The sequence below is a fragment of the Pseudarthrobacter sp. SORGH_AS 212 genome (assembly GCF_030818145.1).
In the GTDB taxonomy this organism is placed as follows: Bacteria; Actinomycetota; Actinomycetes; order Actinomycetales; family Micrococcaceae; genus Arthrobacter.
This window is the reverse complement of the sequence record NZ_JAUTAA010000001.1, coordinates 1,038,867-1,054,828: the sequence shown is the minus strand read 5'-3', so window position 1 is coordinate 1,054,828 and position 15,962 is coordinate 1,038,867. Positions and strand designations below refer to the sequence as shown.

The 15,962-nt window shown below is 66.0% G+C and carries 17 protein-coding genes; 10 read left to right on the top strand and 7 right to left on the bottom strand.

What is annotated here, in order from left to right; all coding sequences use genetic code 11:
* Positions 1-48: 48 nt before the first annotated feature.
* The gene (locus QE394_RS04695) at positions 49-888 is read right to left on the bottom strand and encodes a siderophore-interacting protein (RefSeq protein ID WP_349033862.1); all 840 of its coding nucleotides are present in this window, start codon (positions 886-888) and stop codon (positions 49-51) included.
* Positions 889-902: 14 nt separating this feature from the next.
* A complete protein-coding gene (locus QE394_RS04690) occupies positions 903-1,673 on the bottom strand; it encodes a uracil-DNA glycosylase (RefSeq protein ID WP_349033861.1) in 771 nt (256 codons plus the stop codon).
* Positions 1,674-1,804: 131 nt separating this feature from the next.
* Between QE394_RS04690 and QE394_RS04685 the strand changes: the two genes are divergently transcribed.
* The 5 genes from QE394_RS04685 to groL all read left to right on the top strand — a co-directional run bounded on the left by QE394_RS04685 (position 1,805) and on the right by groL (position 6,434).
* Positions 1,805-2,158 (top strand): DUF3263 domain-containing protein, encoded by a 354-nt coding sequence (locus QE394_RS04685; protein ID WP_056083715.1) that lies wholly within the window; start codon positions 1,805-1,807, stop codon positions 2,156-2,158.
* 44 nt (positions 2,159-2,202) lie between these two features.
* Positions 2,203-2,847, top strand: coding sequence for a LytR C-terminal domain-containing protein (locus QE394_RS04680; protein ID WP_056083719.1), 645 nt, complete (start codon positions 2,203-2,205; stop codon positions 2,845-2,847).
* Between the two features lie 185 nt (positions 2,848-3,032).
* Positions 3,033-3,239, top strand: a complete 207-nt coding sequence (locus QE394_RS04675; RefSeq protein ID WP_261620684.1) for a cold-shock protein — start codon at positions 3,033-3,035, stop codon at positions 3,237-3,239.
* A complete protein-coding gene (locus QE394_RS04670) occupies positions 3,239-4,510 on the top strand; it encodes an ABC transporter substrate-binding protein (protein WP_349033860.1) in 1,272 nt (423 codons plus the stop codon). Before QE394_RS04675 ends, QE394_RS04670 begins: the two co-directional genes overlap by 1 nt.
* Positions 4,511-4,799: 289 nt before the next feature.
* Entirely contained in the window at positions 4,800-6,434 is a 1,635-nt protein-coding gene (gene groL, locus QE394_RS04665; protein ID WP_349033859.1) for a chaperonin GroEL, read from the top strand.
* 89 nt (positions 6,435-6,523) lie between these two features.
* Here the strand turns inward: groL and QE394_RS04660 are convergent, their stop codons facing one another.
* Positions 6,524-7,834 (bottom strand): sugar ABC transporter substrate-binding protein, encoded by a 1,311-nt coding sequence (locus QE394_RS04660; protein ID WP_261620682.1) that lies wholly within the window; start codon positions 7,832-7,834, stop codon positions 6,524-6,526.
* 255 nt (positions 7,835-8,089) lie between these two features.
* On the opposite strand from QE394_RS04660, the gene QE394_RS04655 reads away from it, so the two are divergent.
* Positions 8,090-9,223 carry an RNase H family protein gene (locus QE394_RS04655; protein WP_349033858.1) on the top strand — a complete coding sequence of 378 codons (1,134 nt, stop codon included), beginning with the start codon at positions 8,090-8,092 and terminating at the stop codon, positions 9,221-9,223.
* A 5-nt stretch (positions 9,224-9,228) separates the two neighbouring features.
* Here the strand turns inward: QE394_RS04655 and QE394_RS04650 are convergent, their stop codons facing one another.
* From QE394_RS04650 to QE394_RS04640, 3 genes are all read right to left on the bottom strand, one after another.
* Entirely contained in the window at positions 9,229-9,516 is a 288-nt protein-coding gene (locus QE394_RS04650; RefSeq protein WP_056083737.1) for a WXG100 family type VII secretion target, read from the bottom strand.
* Between the two features lie 110 nt (positions 9,517-9,626).
* Entirely contained in the window at positions 9,627-11,102 is a 1,476-nt protein-coding gene (locus QE394_RS04645; protein ID WP_349033857.1) for a HAMP domain-containing sensor histidine kinase, read from the bottom strand.
* A 2-nt stretch (positions 11,103-11,104) separates the two neighbouring features.
* Positions 11,105-11,815, bottom strand: a complete 711-nt coding sequence (locus QE394_RS04640; RefSeq protein ID WP_056083743.1) for a response regulator transcription factor — start codon at positions 11,813-11,815, stop codon at positions 11,105-11,107.
* Between the two features lie 325 nt (positions 11,816-12,140).
* Between QE394_RS04640 and QE394_RS04635 the strand changes: the two genes are divergently transcribed.
* Both QE394_RS04635 and QE394_RS04630 read left to right on the top strand, forming a co-directional pair.
* Positions 12,141-12,881 carry a polysaccharide deacetylase family protein gene (locus QE394_RS04635; RefSeq protein WP_349033856.1) on the top strand — a complete coding sequence of 247 codons (741 nt, stop codon included), beginning with the start codon at positions 12,141-12,143 and terminating at the stop codon, positions 12,879-12,881.
* 3 nt (positions 12,882-12,884) lie between these two features.
* On the top strand, positions 12,885-14,054 hold the full coding sequence (locus QE394_RS04630) for a phosphotransferase (RefSeq protein WP_349033855.1): 1,170 nt from the start codon (positions 12,885-12,887) through the stop codon (positions 14,052-14,054).
* Positions 14,055-14,078: 24 nt separating this feature from the next.
* Here the strand turns inward: QE394_RS04630 and QE394_RS04625 are convergent, their stop codons facing one another.
* Positions 14,079-14,579 carry a DUF427 domain-containing protein gene (locus QE394_RS04625; protein WP_349033854.1) on the bottom strand — a complete coding sequence of 167 codons (501 nt, stop codon included), beginning with the start codon at positions 14,577-14,579 and terminating at the stop codon, positions 14,079-14,081.
* A gap of 236 nt (positions 14,580-14,815) precedes the next feature.
* On the opposite strand from QE394_RS04625, the gene QE394_RS04620 reads away from it, so the two are divergent.
* On the top strand, positions 14,816-15,073 hold the full coding sequence (locus tag QE394_RS04620) for a hypothetical protein (protein WP_056083756.1): 258 nt from the start codon (positions 14,816-14,818) through the stop codon (positions 15,071-15,073).
* A 26-nt stretch (positions 15,074-15,099) separates the two neighbouring features.
* A complete protein-coding gene (locus QE394_RS04615) occupies positions 15,100-15,948 on the top strand; it encodes an FHA domain-containing protein (protein WP_349033853.1) in 849 nt (282 codons plus the stop codon).
* Positions 15,949-15,962 lie beyond the last annotated feature (14 nt).

Here is a 15,962-nt window from a genome sequence, read left to right as displayed (position 1 = left end):
CCTGCCCGGGGCGCGCTTTTGTTGCTCGGTTCGCGCCGGGATGTGCCGCTAGATTTTACCGACGGGGAGCTTCTTCTCCGCCTGGAAGACATCCTCGACCCGGCCCTGGGCCCAGTAGCCGGACAGCGATACCTGGCTGCGCTCAAGTCCCCGCTGGGCGAAGAAGACATCCCGCAGCGCCTTCATGTAGCCGCGCTCTCCATGGGCAAAGACGTCCACCGTCCCGGAAAGCCATTTCGCACCGGCCACGGCGTCCACGAGCAAGCGGCTGGCACCGGCCGGTTCCCCGTTGCGGGTCAGCCACTCGACCCGTACTCCGGCCGGGGCAGAAACGGGCTGGATGTCGGCCTCGGTATCCACTTCAAGGAACGCCAGCCCCGTGGCCCCCGCAGGCAGTGCCTCCAGGCTCGCTGCGATGGCCGGCAATGCGGCCTCGTCACCGGCGAACAGGTACCAGTCGGCGTCGGGGTTGGGGTTGTACGCGCCCCCGGGGCCAGTGAACGTCAGGGTGTCGCCCGGTTCCGCAGCAGCCGCCCACGGGCCGGCCAGCCCTTCATCCCCGTGGACCACGAAGTCGATGGCAAGCTCGCGTGCCTCAGGATCGACCCGGCGGATGGTGTAGGTGCGGGTGGTGGGCCACTGCTCCCGCGGCATGGTTTCGCGGATGGTGGCCAGATCAAAGGAAGCGGGGTATTCCACGCCGGGCTGCGGGAAGATGATCTTGACGTACCGGTCAGCGAAGCTGTTGTTCACGAAATCCCCGAAGCCGTCACCACCGGCCACAATCCGCACCATATGGGGGGACAACGACTCCCTCCTCAGTACCGTGAGGGTGACCTGGGGGCGGCTCTTTTTCGGGGCGCCGGCGGCGGCGGGAACAGTGCTCATAAGGCAAGCCTAAGCTAGGGCAAAGGCGGGAGTTCCCAGGTTACGGCCTCGGCACCCTGCTCCTGCAGCAGCCGGTTCACCCCGCTGAAGGGCCGGGAACCGAAGAAGCCCCTCGATGCCGACAGCGGGCTGGGGTGGGCGCTGGACACGGCCGGCCGGCCGGCCAGCAACGGGCGCACCGACTCGGCGTCCTTGCCCCACAGCACCGCAACCAGCGGCAGGGGTGACCCGTCCGCAGAGGTGCGGGCCGCGAGGGCGGTGACTGCCGCCGTCGTAACCCTCTCCCAGCCCTTGCCCCGGTGCGACCCGGCCGCCCCGGCGCGGACACTCATGACCCGGTTCAGGAGCAGCACGCCCTGGCCGGCCCAGGCGGAGAGGTCGCCATGGATCCGCGGCGGCAGGCCCAGGTCGGATTCCAGTTCCCGGTAGATGTTGGCAAGGCTGCGGGGGATGGGCCGCACCTGCCCGTCCACGGCAAAGGAGAGGCCGACGGCGTGTCCCGGCGTGGGGTAGGGGTCCTGTCCCACGATCAGTACTTTGACGTCCGCCAGCGGTTGGCCGAAGGCGCGCAGGACGTTCGACGGCGCCGGGAGGACATGGCGCCCGGCGGACTCCTCCGCAGCCAGGAAGGCCAGCACCTGCCGGAGTTCGGCTTCCACGCCGGAAAGGGCGGCTGCCCAGTCGGGGGCAACGAGCCTCTCCAGCGGCAGCCCGGCAAGTTCAGCGAATCCACCGCCGGGCAGGGGCTCCGGTTCCAGTTCGAACAACGCATCTGATTCAGCCACCGTCCCATTCTTGCAGGGCACTGGACGCGCGGAACGGGCCCGGGGGCGGAGTGGGATGCCAAATGACAACGCTGTTATTCGTCCGTAGCATGGGGGTGAGACATTTTCCGTAACCAGTGAAGGAGTGCGCCGTGGCTGAACCGGCCCGGGAACAACTGACCGGTTACCTGCCGGAGGGCGGCGGGGGAGACGGCGAGGCCAACTCACTGTTGGCAGACTTCACCCTCAAGGATTCGCCGCTGACCGAGCGTGAGCAGCAGATCCTTGCCCTGGAGCGGCAGTGGTGGAAGTACGCCGGAGCCAAGGAGCAGGCCGTCAGGGAACTCTTCGACCTCTCCGCAACGCACTACTACCAGGTGTTGAATGCCCTGATCGACAGGGAAGATGCGCTGGCCCACGATCCCATGCTGGTTAAGCGATTGCGTAGACTACGTACGTCGCGCCACCGTGCACGCACTGCGCGGCGACTGGGATCCGACGCCTAGGACGCCCGCCTTTTCAGCAGCCACCAGCAAGGATCCATCCCACCATGACCAAATACGCCCGCGATGAATTCGACAAGGTCCCGGAGACAGCATCGCGACAAGGTGTCCACCGGACGGCGACCGCACCGTCCCGCGTGCGGCTGTGGCCCATCCTTGCCGTTGGCATTGCGGCCCTGGCCATCGGCCTGGTGTCCTTCCTGATCCTGCCCAAGCTGGGCCTTGGCGGGACCGAAAGCCAGGCCTCGGCGGTCGTGTCCGAGGCGCCGCTGGCTGACACAGGCGCCACGCCTTCCGCCGCTGCGGACAAGGCATCCGAACCGTCGGCTTCGGCCGAGCCATCCACGGACCCCAGTGCCGAAAGCACCGCCGAGCCGGAACCCGAGCCCAGCGCCACGGCGTCGGTGGGGCCGGAACTGGACAAGACCCAGCCGGTGGCCGTTTACAACGCTGCCGGAACATCCGGACTCGCCAGCCGGGTGGGCGGAACGGTGAAGGCGGCGGGCTGGACGCTGGGGCAGGTGGGCAACTGGGCCGGCGCCCCGCAGCAGGGCTCCACGGTGTACTACGCCGGGGCGGACCAAGCAGCCAATGCGCGCGAGCTGGCCAACCTGCTGGGCGTGCCCACCGTAGTGGCGAGCACCGAATTCCAGGTGCCGCTGGTGGTCGTCCTGGGGCCCGGCTACCGCTAACCCCGGACAAAATTCCGGCGGTCACGCCTGAATAACGTTTACCGCACCCGCTGCCGGCCGCCTGCAGGACGGGGCAGCCTTTGGCTAGAGTGAAATCCAGGCTCCTGCCCGGTCCCCGCAACGCACGTCAATGACTCGGCACCGCAGCAGGGGTCCTCCGGTCTCAACGGAAAGAGTGGGTCATCATGGCACTGGGAACCGTCAAATGGTTCAACGCCGAAAAGGGCTACGGTTTCATCACCGTGGACGGTTCCGGGGACGATGTCTTCGTGCATTGGTCGGCAATTCAGGGTGAAGGCTACCGGGCGCTCGATGAGGGCCAGCGGGTGGAACTTGAAGTCGGGGAAGGCGAAAAAGGCCCGCAGGCCGAAAGCGTCCGGCCCGCCGGGTGATGCATCCTCCCCGCCCAGCGGACCGCCGTCGACCGGTGTTTGCCGCATCCCTTGCTGCCGTCCTGGCCCTCAGTGCCTGCTCCGGAGTTACCGGCAATGCCCGTGTGGACACCGTGGAAGCGTCCGGCGACGGAGTCCTCCGTGTAGGGCTGATCCTGGACAACACCGGGGACAGCAGCTTCCTCAATACCTCCCAGCTCGCCGCGGCCCAGCTTGCCGTCCGCGAAATCAATGCCGCCGGCGGCCATAAGGGCAGGCCCGTGGAACTCCTTCCCGTCCAGGCCGGCGGGGATACCGCCGCGCAGGCCCACGCGCTGGTCTCCGACAAGGCGGACGTGGTGATCGGTCCCACCGATTCAAGCCACGCCACCGAGGCTATCGATGTCCTGTCCCGGGCGCGGACCCCACTGATATCGCCCGCCAACACCGCCGCAGGCCTCAGCAGCGCCGAATCGGGCGGCTACTACTTCCGGACCACGGCCGCGGACGTTGCGCAGGGACCCGTCCTGGCCAAGCTCGCCAAGGACGGGGGCGCCAAGACCATCGCCATCCTCCACCAGGAGGGTACCTACGGCAAGGAAGTTGCTGCCGCAGTTGCCGACGCCGCCGCAGGGGCCGGGCTGCAGGTCCTGGACAACGCCGGGTTTGCCGCCGGCGAGGCCGGGGACGCCGCCCGGAAAGCCGGGGCCGCGAAGCCGGATGCCGTCGTCGTGGTTGCCCGCGAAGGGTCGCAGGGGGCACTGGCGGAACTCAACAACGCGGGGCTCTCCGGGGCCGGCCTGCTGCTCAGCGATGGAGCGTTCGCGCGCTACGGATCGAAACTCGGGACCAAGGCGCTGGACGGCTCCAGGGCCGTAGTGTCCGGTCAGCTTCCCAGCGCCGCCTTCCAGGCCCGCCTGTTGGGCGTGGACGAGGGACTGAAAGATGTTTCGTATGCTGCGGAAACGTTCGATGCGGTAACCCTCGCTGCCCTGGCGGCGGCGCGAGCGCAGGATGACGCCGGCCCCTCCATCGCTGCCAACCTCGTGGCCGTCTCCGGCGGGACCGCCGCCGAATCCCAAGCCACTGCAGCGGCGCCCTGCACCACCTACAAGGACTGCCTGCCCGCCCTCGCCTCAGGGGCCGGCATCAACTACGACGGCGAGTCAGGTCCCATCGCCTTCGACACCAACGGGGATATCACCTCCGCTGCCTTCACGGTGTTCACCTATGGCAGCGACAACATCCCAACGGCAACAGGCCGCGAAACCGCCGGCCGCGGCGGCAGCTGATCGCCCTCGGCGAATACGGGCCATAAACGCGGACCCGGTGGTCACTTTCGCTTGCACTCTCACCGGGGGAGTGCTAATTATTGAGTTAGCACTCTGACGTACCGACTGCTAAAGGCAACGCCCGGTTAAGCCGGCGGCGCCCGGCATCGGCCGAGGAGCGAAGAAACACCTTACTGGAGTGAGGTTCCCACGCGGAGGCATACAGAGGCTGCCGTTCAGGAACCGTCCGTCGCGGGCACTGCAGCTGAGGTTCATTCTTAACGACTGTCCCGAAAGGACTATTGCCGTTATGGCCAAGATCATTGCATTTGATGAAGAGGCACGCCGCGGCCTTGAGCGGGGCCTGAACATCCTCGCCGACGCCGTTAAGGTCACCCTCGGCCCGCGTGGACGCAACGTCGTCCTCGAAAAGAAGTGGGGCGCCCCCACGATCACCAACGATGGTGTTTCCATCGCCAAGGAGATCGAGCTGGACGATCCCTACGAGAAGATCGGCGCCGAGCTGGTCAAGGAAGTTGCCAAGAAGACTGACGACGTCGCAGGCGACGGCACCACCACGGCTACCGTGCTGGCCCAGGCCCTGGTCAAGGAAGGCCTGCGCAACGTTGCCGCCGGCGCCGACCCGCTGTCCCTCAAGCGCGGCATCGAAAAGGCCGTTGAGGCCGTCACCGCCGAGCTGCTGAACTCCGCCAAGGAAATCGAAACCAAGGAAGAGATCGCGGCCACCGCCTCCATCTCCGCCGGTGACGACGAGATCGGTGCCCTCATCGCCGAAGCCCTGGACAAGGTGGGCAAGGAAGGCGTCATCACGGTCGAGGAGTCCAACACCTTCGGCCTGGAACTGGAACTCACCGAAGGCATGCGCTTCGACAAGGGTTACATCTCCGCCTACTTCGTCACCGACGCTGAGCGCCAGGAAACGGTCCTTGAGGATCCGTACATCCTGATCGTCAACTCCAAGATCTCCAACGTCAAGGAACTGGTTGCTGTCCTGGAAAAGGTCATGCAGTCCAACAAGCCGCTGCTGATCATCGCCGAAGACATCGAGGGTGAGGCCCTGGCCACCCTGATCGTCAACAAGATCCGTGGCACCTTCAAGTCCGTCGCCGTCAAGGCTCCGGGCTTCGGTGACCGCCGCAAGGCACAGCTCGTCGACATTGCCGTGCTCACCGGCGGCCAGGTCATCTCCGAAGAAGTCGGCCTGAAGCTGGAAACGGCTGGACTCGAACTCCTGGGCCAGGCACGCAAGGTTGTTGTGACCAAGGACGAGACCACCATCGTCGAGGGTGCAGGCGACGCCGACCAGATCGCCGGCCGGGTTTCCCAGATCCGCGCCGAGATCGAGAACTCCGACTCCGACTACGACCGCGAGAAGCTGCAGGAGCGCCTGGCCAAGCTGGCCGGCGGCGTTGCAGTCATCAAGGCCGGTGCCGCCACGGAGGTTGAGCTCAAGGAGCGCAAGCACCGCATCGAAGACGCCGTGCGCAACGCCAAGGCTGCCGTCGAGGAAGGCATCGTCGCCGGTGGCGGCGTGGCCCTCATCCAGGCCGGCGCCAAGGCGTTCGCCAACCTGCAGCTGTCCGGCGACGAAGCAACCGGTGCGAACATCGTCCGCGTTGCCATCGACGCCCCGCTGAAGCAGATCGCGTTCAACGCCGGCCTCGAGCCCGGCGTCGTCGTCGACAAGGTCCGCGGCCTGCCCGCCGGCCACGGCCTCAACGCAGCCACCGGCGAGTACGTCGACCTGCTGGCGGCCGGCGTCAACGACCCCGTCAAGGTGACCCGCTCTGCCCTGCAGAACGCGGCTTCCATTGCCGGCCTGTTCCTCACCACCGAGGCAGTTGTTGCTGACAAGCCCGAGAAGAACGCTGCTCCTGCCGGCGGCGACGACATGGGTGGCATGGGCGGAATGGGCGGCTTCTAGCCCTTCCGTCCGGGACCTGTCCCGCTGATACAAGAATGCGGCCCCCTCTTTGGAGGGGGCCGCATTCTGCGTTTTCCGTGCTGCCGGGTCTACTTCTTCGCGCTGGCGAGCATTCCTTCGACTTCCTTCTTGAAGGCGTCGGCGGCGGCCTGCGGAGTCAGCCGGTCATACAGCACTTCGTCGGTGTAGCGCTTGATCACGTTCTGCACGCTGCCGGCACCCACTGGCGGGACAGGGGGTGCGTCCTTGATGTCCGGAGCGATGTCCTTGAGGAAGGACACCACGGTGGTGTCTGCCGGCTTCAGGCTGGGCGTGATGCTGTCCACGATCGCAGCGTTGGTGGGCACGCCGCGGTCCGTCATCAGGATGGCCCCCGCTTCGGGGCTGTTGGTGAGGTAATCGATGAAGGCGGCCGCTTCCTTGGGGTGCTTGGAGCGGGACGAAGCGGACCAGAACATGGTGGGCTTGTAGTACATGCCGTTCTTCGCTGACGCGCCGTCCTGGCTGGGCGCACGCAGCATCTTGATGGGGCTGGCCGTGGTGGACTCGAGGGAGCCGAGCTGATTGGTCCACCACCAGGCCATGCCCACGCGGTTGGTGCCGAAGAGGCTTTCTTCAAGGCCCGCGCCGGAGTCTTCAGTTGCTACCGTGGCTGGTGGGCTGGCCTTTGAATCCCGCTGCTCCTTCAGCCGCTCCCAGAACGATGCTGCGGTGGCGGTGTCGAAGTCCAGCTTCCCGTCCTGCGAGTACAGGTCCTGGCCGTGCTGGCGCAGCCAGATGATGAGGTCCGCCTCATTACTGCCGTAGGCCGCGCCGTACGTCTTCCCGTCGCCGGAGGCGCTGATCTTGGCTGCAATGTCCAAGAACTCGTCCCAGGTCCACTTCGTATCGTCCGGGACCGGGACGTTGGCCGCTTCAAAGACTTTGGTGTTCGCCATGATGACGTAGGCGTTCTGCCCGGTGCTCAGGCCGTACTGGGCGCCATCGTACTGTCCGGAGGCGAGGGCCTCCTTGTCGAGCTTTGAAGTATCGACTCCCTCCTGCTTCGACAGGTCAAGGAGTGCGCCCCGCCCGCCGTACTCCGCGATGTACTTCTGGTCCATCTGGATAACGTCCGGGGCATCGTTGGCGGCGGTCTTGGTGGCCAGCTTGTCCCAGTAGCCGCCCCATTCGCCGGGCTCGGACTCGATCTTGATGTTGGGGTGGCTGGCTTCGAACGCGTCAATGACCTTCTCTGTCTGGGCGTTGAGGTATTCATTGCCCCACCAGGCAAACCGCAGGGTGACCTGATCGCCGCTGCCCGAACTGCCCGAGGCGCCGCAGCCTGTTGCCAGCAGCGTAATTGCCAAAGCTGCAGCTCCCAGCTGGAACCTTCGGCGGCTTACGGTTGGAATCGTCATCGATCTGCCTTCCTGAAATCTTTAGGCGCTTTCCCGGGCGTTGCGCCGGCGTCCGTGCCGTTTCGCCCAAGTGAGAAAGCGTTTTCTCATTCGATACAGTGATTGTGTCCTTGTTGGTCAGGGGCAGTCAATAGTTTTGGGTAAACGTTTTCCCGAAATGGTTTTTTCATCCTGCAAGACTTTCCGCTTCTGCGCGGTCCCGGCTGCGCCCGGCAGCGTTCAGGCATTGTCGGGCCGGTCTGGCAGGATGGACCGGTGACGATTACTGCAGCGGCTGACGGTTCGGCCTTGGGAAACCCCGGCCCCGCCGGATGGGCCTGGTACGTGAATGACGAGTGCTGGCGTGCCGGCGGGTGGCCCCACGGAACCAACAACCAGGGCGAGCTGATGGCAGTGCTGGACCTGCTGCGCGCAACCGCGCACGTCCGGCAGGAGGACCTCCACATCCTGTGCGACAGCCAGTACGTCATCAATTCGATCACCAAGTGGATGCCCGGCTGGAAGCGGAAGGGCTGGCGCAAGGCAGACGGCAAGCCGGTCCTTAATGTTGAGCTCCTCAAGGAACTCGACCGTGAGCTTGCCGGGCGCAAATACACCTTCGAGTGGGTGAAAGGCCATGCTGGCCATGACCTCAACGAGGCCGCCGACGAACGGGCCAGGGCGGCAGCCACGGCTTACCAGCAGGGGGTCGCTGCCCGTTCCGGGCCGGGATTCCAGGGCCACCAGCACGAATCCGGAGGCCGCGGAACAGCGCAGGCCGGCGCGCCTGCCACCACACGGGTTGCCGCAGAGCAGCCTTCCACCGATCAGCCTGCAGCATCGCAGCGTTCGGCGGCACAACCTGCTGCCCCGGAGCGTGCAGCAGCGGGCCATTCAGCATCGCAGCGTTCGGCGATGCCACCAGCTGCCGCACGGCCTGCCGCCAAGCCGGAGCCGGATCTGTTCACTGACCCCGGGCTCTTTGGCGACCCAAAGCTTTTCAGCGAACCGGACCTTTTCAGTGAGCTGGGAAGCGAAGCCTTCGAGACCGAACCCGGCACGGCAGAGCCATCCGCGGAAGCGCAGGTGGAGGAACTCGAACGTGAACTCCTGGGTCCCCTCGTCCGCGGCGACATGGGCCGCACAGCCGTCCTGCTGCACCCCGACTTCATGGAGATCGGCAGTTCGGGCCGGGTCTGGACCCGGGATGCCATGATGATGGCCCTCGAAGAAGACCCGGGGGAGCGGACCGATATCGAGATCCTGGGGACCGACCGCGTCGGCACCAGCGCTGTCCTGCTGACCTACCGAAGCTTCGCCCGCTCCGGCACCACGCTGAGAAGCTCACTGTGGGTGCTCGACGGCGGCCGCTGGCGGCTGCGGTTCCACCAGGGCACGCCGGAGGCATAAAGGGCCTAGCTGAAGCGCTGCGTGTTTCCCTGCTCCGCCTGGGCGTAGGTGGCCGCTGCGGAGGCCAGCGCTGTATTGATGGAGGCCAGCGAGGCCTCTACCCTGCCTTGCGTGATGGTCCACTCGGTGATCAAGGCCTGGAAGTTCGTGGCCGCGGAGCCCCGCCAGGACCCCTGGAGTTCGTCGAGGCCGCGCTTCATGGACTGGACGTCGGTGCTGATCCTGTCCACCGTGGCCTGGACGCTGGCCGACTTCAGTTGCAGCAGTTCGGTATCGACGGAGATGATGCTCATGGCTGTGCCTTTCGCTCGCGGCGGGACAGCGCAGGCTGCCCTGGCCCGGCTGGTCCGGGCCGCTGAAACGAGCCTAGGGACGGGCAGGACAGTGGGCCACGGCCACAGAGCTATATGTGGATAACCTTGCCGTCGCTGACCTCGGCTTCGCCGTCCGCCGCGGCCTCGTCCCGGTACGGCAGGCTGACCACCATCGTGGCGCCCCCGCCGTCGGTCTCCTGTACGCGGACCGAACCGCCGTGTGAACCAACAATTGCCGCAACAATGGCCAGGCCCAGGCCGCTGCCGCCCGTGTCGCGTGTCCGCGAGGTATCTGCACGGTAGAAACGTTCAAAGACCTTCGACGCGTCCTCCTCGGAGATGCCCGGGCCATGGTCCCGTACCTCAACCACGGAGCGCGGCGGCCCATCCACCGTACGCACGCCGACAGCCAGCTCGATGGGGCTGCCTTCGGGAGTGTAGCGCAGGGCGTTGCCCACCAGGTTTCCCAGCACCTGCCGGATTTTAGCCTCATCGCCGAGTACCGGTGCGGGCTTGGCCGGTCCGTCGTCGAGCCCGGCCAGCGTGATCACCCGGGAGCGGTCGCTGGCCTGCGTGTCCACCACGGCATCATGTGCAATGAGCTGGAGGTCAACGGGCTTTTGCTGCAGCGGGCGCTGCTCGTCCAGGCGGGCAAGGAGGAGCAGGTCCTCCACCATGGAACCCATGCGCTTGGCTTCGCTTTCGATCCGCCCCATGGCGGTGGCAACGTCTTCGTCCGTGGTCAAGGCTCCGTGGCGGTACAGCTCGGAGAAGCCGCGGATGGTCACCAGCGGGGTCCTCAGCTCGTGCGACGCATCCGCGGCGAAGCGCCTCATCCGTGCCTCAGACGCAGTGCGGGCCGCGAAAGCCGTCTCGATATGCGCCAGCATCGCGTTCAGGGAGCTGCTGAGCCGGCCCAGCTCGGTGGCCGGGTTTTCGACGTCCACGCGGCGGGACAAGTCTCCGGCTGCGATGGCGGCGGCGGTCTTTTCCACCCTTGCCAATGGCCGGAAAGATCGCGAAACAGTCCAGCTGGCAATCAGTGAGGCGAGCAGGAGCGTCAGCAGGCCGACGCCTGTGACCACCAGGGTGGCGTGCTTGAGGACGTCATCCACGCCCTCGAGCGGGAGGCCGATGAGCACTACCGCCGGCTGGTTATTGGACAGGACGGGCACGGCCACAACCCGCCAGTTCTCTCCGTCCGTGCCACCAACCTGGAAGGGCACGCTGTCGCGGGCTCGTGCTTGCTCCGGGCTGATGAAACTGACGGCCGGATGGTTGTCCGGGTCGCCGCCGAGCCTGAGCGGCTCCTGGTCCTGGCGGAAGAGAAGCAGGGAGTAATCGGTGGGGACCTCGGGGCTGGTGGCCTGAAGTTGCGAGAATGACTGCTGCTTGACGGCAAGCCCCACTGCGGCATTGAGCTTGTCATCAACCTGGCCCTGGAGGTAGCTGTGCAGCAGCGCCAGGGTCCCGGCCCCGGTCACCGTCAGGGCAATAATGAGCAGGGCCATGATCATGGCCACCAGCTGTGTCCTCAGGGACGAGGACTTCCACCGTTTCAGCAAGGTCAGCGCTTTTCGGCCGTCCGGAGCACGTAGCCCACGCCGCGTTTGGTCTGGATCAGGGCAGGGGCCTCGGGATCGATGTCCACCTTGCGGCGCAGGTAGGAAATGTAGGACTCCACAATCGAGGCGTCGCCGTTGAAGTCGTACTCCCAGACGTGGTCCAGGATTTGCGACTTGGACAGCACGCGGTTGGGATTCAGCATCAGGTAGCGGAGCAGCTTGAATTCGGTGGGGGAGAGCTCAATGACGGTGCCGCCGCGGCGCACTTCGTGGGCGTCGTCGTCGAGTTCCAGGTCGCCCACCCGGATGACGGCGTCGTCGTCGAGGAGCGGCTGCGTGCGGCGAAGCACGGCGCGGATGCGCGCCACTACCTCATCGAGGCTGAACGGCTTGGTCACGTAGTCGTCCCCGCCAACGGTGAGCCCGGTGACTTTGTCTTCGGTGTCGTCCTTGGCGGTGAGGAACAGAACCGGGAAGTGTTTGCCGGAGGCACGCAGCCGGCGGGTGACGGTAAACCCGTCCATGTCCGGAAGCATGACGTCGAGGACAGCCAAGTCAGGCGCGTGGGCATCGGCGGCCGCCAGGGCATCACGGCCGTTGGCCGCGGACACCACCTCGAAGCCGGCGAACCTCAGTGACGTGGACAGCAGCTCGCGGATGTTGGGTTCATCGTCAACAACGAGGAGCTTCGCTTCAGGGCCGTTCTTGTTCATGTTCCCATCATGCTCCCAGTCTCTGGGAGTTGTCTGGATGTTCCATGGAAGAACGTTGCGTATCCGCGGCACGGCCGCAGGCGGAATCCCCTCGTGCCGAAGGTGGCGGGAAATGCTCCCACCTGCCGCACGGGCCCACAAGGGTGGAACACCCCCTCCCGGCGGCCGGATTCCCCCTCTTTTGCAGCCTCCCCTGCGGCCACCTACCCGTCCTCATGGGCGTTCCCCACGTGTCACCGGGGGGCTGTTTACAGCGCCTTAACCGCCGCCGTATGGTGCTTACCTAGAGCTTACGGGAAGTCGTGGGCAAGGGAGGGCCGGCACAATGAAGAGCAAATTTGCGGCCATGGCTTTGGGAGCAGGAGCCCTTGTCATCGCCTTACTGGCGGGCGGCCCCACGCAGGCCGCTCACGCAGCCGACGAACCGCTGATTGGACTGACATTCGACGACGGGCCGTCGCCACAGCGCACGGCTTACGTCCTGGATGTCCTGAAGGCAAAGAACGTCAAGGCAACGTTCTTCCTGCAGGGGGCCAACGCACAGCTCTACCCCGACCTCGTGCGCCGGATCAAGGCCGAGGGGCACGTCATCGGCAACCACTCATGGAACCACGCCAATTTCCTCGAAATCAGCCAGGCAGACCAAAAGCAGCAGATAGACAGCACTAATGCGGCCATCAGTGCCGTGACGGGCGAGACGCCACGGCTCATGCGCTTCCCGTTTGGCAACGGCACCCCGTACGCAGTGAACTACCTGCGGACCATCGGCATGAGCGGCGGCATTCTGTGGCGTTGGCACATTGGCCAGCCCGGCGACTTTGAGTGCCCCGGGGCGGCCGGCGTGCAGAAGTTCGTCATGGATGAGGCGGCGCCAGGGGCGATCATCCTCCTCCATGATGCCGAAGACGTCCTGTCCTGCCCGGCTTCACAGTGGACATACCTGGCCACCACCATCGATGCGCTGCGGTCCCAAGGGTATGAGTTTGGCGTGGTGGCTCCCTCGGCCACAGCCAACCCGCTCAACGAGGGCTCACCCGCCGTCGTGGTTCCCCCGGCCGGCTCCTAGCCGGTGATTGGCGAGCTGGAGCTGCCCGTCCCCAGCCTGCTGCGCCAGGACCTGCCGGCAGTGGTGGACGCTGCCCTGCGCCGGCGCGGCATGGTGGTCACCTGGGCCAAAACGGAGAGCATCATCCCTCCGGGGGCCAACATGACCACTGGCGGGCTTTGGCGGATCCAGGGAATGGCACAGCAGGCAGGATCAGGCAACGAAGCGGAACCTGCGCCCTTCAGCGTCATTGCCAAGCTCACCCAGTCGCCACTGTTGTGGCCGGGCATCCAGGCTGTACCCCCGGAGTTCCGCGAGCAGCTGGCAGAGCGCTACCCGTGGCGCACTGAAGCGCAGGCGTACGCCGCCGGGGTCAGCACAGCATTGCCCTTCAACGCCCGGATGCCTGAGGCTTTCCGGATCACCGAGCTGGATGCGCAACGGATCCTCATCTGGATGGAGGACGTGGACGACGGCGGTGCCCACGGGTGGAGCGATGAGCAGTTTGCGGACGCCGCCTTTGTCCTGGGCGGCCTCGCGGGCAGCCCGGACGTGGATGCACTTGTCACGGCAGTGCCGGATGCCACGACATCGCGGCGCCTGGAGTTCTTCCTCGAGGGTGTCGGAATAAAGTTGCTCATCCCGGCGATCATGGGCGACGACGTGTGGCAGCACCCGGTGGTGGCCGGCGCAGCGGACCCCGCGGTCATCAGCGGGCTGAGGGGCCTGGCAGGAAGGGCCCGGGACCTGGTGGACGTGGTTGTGGCCCTGCCCCAGTTCCCCATGCACGGCGACGCCAGCCCCCAGAACCTGCTGGCCGGGGCAGCCAACGGTGGGGACGAAGCGTTCATCCTCATTGACTGGGGAAACTTTGGGAGGGGCCCGGCCGGTTTCGACCTGGCGCAGCTCCTGGCCGGGCGGGTCAACGACGGCGACATGCCAGGCAGCGACCTTGTCCGGTTGGCGCCGCTGTGCGTGGACGCCTACTGCAATGGGATGGCCGAGGCCGGGACCGAACCCGATGCGTCATCCGTCGCCGGCGGCCACGCAGCCGCCATGGCCGTATTCACCGGCCTGTCCGCACTGCCGCTGGACCAGCTGGCGGCGCCGCGCCCCGGGCTGGAAGACGTGGTGGCCGGGCGGCTGGACATGGTCCGGTTCATCCTGGGACGGCTGGACGCGCTGGGCATGTAGGCGCACCTGCCAGGGCAGCAGGACTCACCATCCAAGCGTGCCGGGCTCACCCTTGAACGGCCCCACCACCTGGTCGGTAACCCAGCCGCCGTAAAAGCCCCCGGCCTGGGGGCGGGCAACTTCGCCGTTCACCTCGCACCGGTCCATCGGCCCCGCATAGACGGCCACCCGGCCCGCCAGTTCCGCGTAGCCGGGAAGCGGCTGCGGGTAGGACCATGCGGCCCGCTCTGCCGACCGGCCGCCGCCGCGAACGGTGAAGTATTCGGCCTGGCCCTTGAACTCGCACCAGCTGGTTCCCTGGGCGGACTCCAAAGCGCCGGGAAGGAATGCGGCGCGAGGTAGGTAGTAGACGGGCGGATGGCTGGTTTCCAGCACCCTAAGCCAGTCTGTGGTGTCAAGGATCAGTTCTCCGCCCAGGAAGATCCGGATCCGCCCGGAGCCTGTCTCGACCCGCGGCGGCCGTGGATAGTCCCACACCGACTCCTGACCCGGTCCCGGCACTGCCGGAGTGATTCGTTGCCTCATGTGTCCAGTGTGCGTCCCGGCGGACGCTGACGCACTCGGGAACCCAAAATGCGGCAAGAACGTTCGGCTTGCGGTATCTTCCCCAGCAACGGATGCGGGAATACAGTGATGCTTGCCGGGCATGGGCCTGGCACGAACTGTTCAACGGACCACCGCGTGCTGTTCCAAGCGCTGCCGGTGGCCCCTTCCACCGGTAGTACCCGATAGTTCCTGGCCATCGAAGGGGATAGACCATCATGACTGACCTGAGCGCCACCGAAAACACAACCGCCGACGAACGCACCATCCGGGACTGGGCTGACCTTGCCGAGGAGATGTGGTCCTATCTCACGGGCAAGGGCGCAGCCATCAATTATGAGTTCATCGACATGACCGTAGAGGTTCCCCGGGACATCGGCCCCGATGCGCCGCGTGCCACGTGGAAGCTCAACGGTGCCCTGAGAGTCACCACCAGCGACCGGGATACAGCCGGGCCGGACGCGGACCGCGGCTGACGGAGATGCCGGATAACCGTCTGGACATGGATCTGGACATTTCATTCACGGACGAGTCCGGAGCGGTCACAACAGGTAAAGCCCGAGCCGCCGGCACAGAGGTTACGGTATCCCTCGAGGAGCTGGCCCCGTTAAGCGGCGGCAGATTACCTTCGGTGGAAGTCATCAAACCTTTGGCGGAGTTCCTGGCCCGCAAGGGGTTAACAGTCACCGTCGCCGGCCCGGACGGCCCCATCCTTAGCCTGGGCAAGGTGGACAGCCGGGCCTCGCAGCGGCTCATAACCCGCTCGCCCCACATCAAGCTGGGAAAACTGGGGTCCCTGCTGCCACTGGTCCGCAAAGGCAGGCGCCGGCCCAAAGGCATGCCGCTGCTGCCACCGTTCACACCCATGCCGCTTTTTCCCACCGTGCAGCGAAAGATTGTCCGCCGCGTCACCACTACCCACTACGCAAGGGGCGGGGGCCGTCCAAGGCTGATATTCGTGCAGGACGCTGCCATCTGGAACGGCCAAATCCCGAGGGAGGTGGCCCTGACGGAAGATGTCACTACTATCGGAAGCAGCCCGGGGTCCGGCCTCCAGCTCGAGGGCCTGGAGGCACTGCACGCGGAAATCAGGCACGACGATCAGGACGAGTATGTCCTGGTGCCGCACGGGCCGGTCAGCGGCAGCGTGGTCCTTTCAGGACCCTCCATTTTGCGGACCGGTGCGAGAATCCAGATGGGGCAGTGGTGCCTTGCATTCTTCCGGGAGGAATTCGCTGACCACGGCCGCCCCTATGGTGGCCGCAGCGGCGGGGAACTGGCTTATGAACGCCCCCAGCTGGACCCCCGGACCGGAACCATCGAACGGGACAGCTCCGAAGGCGTGTGGTGAGGAGGTAATCGAGG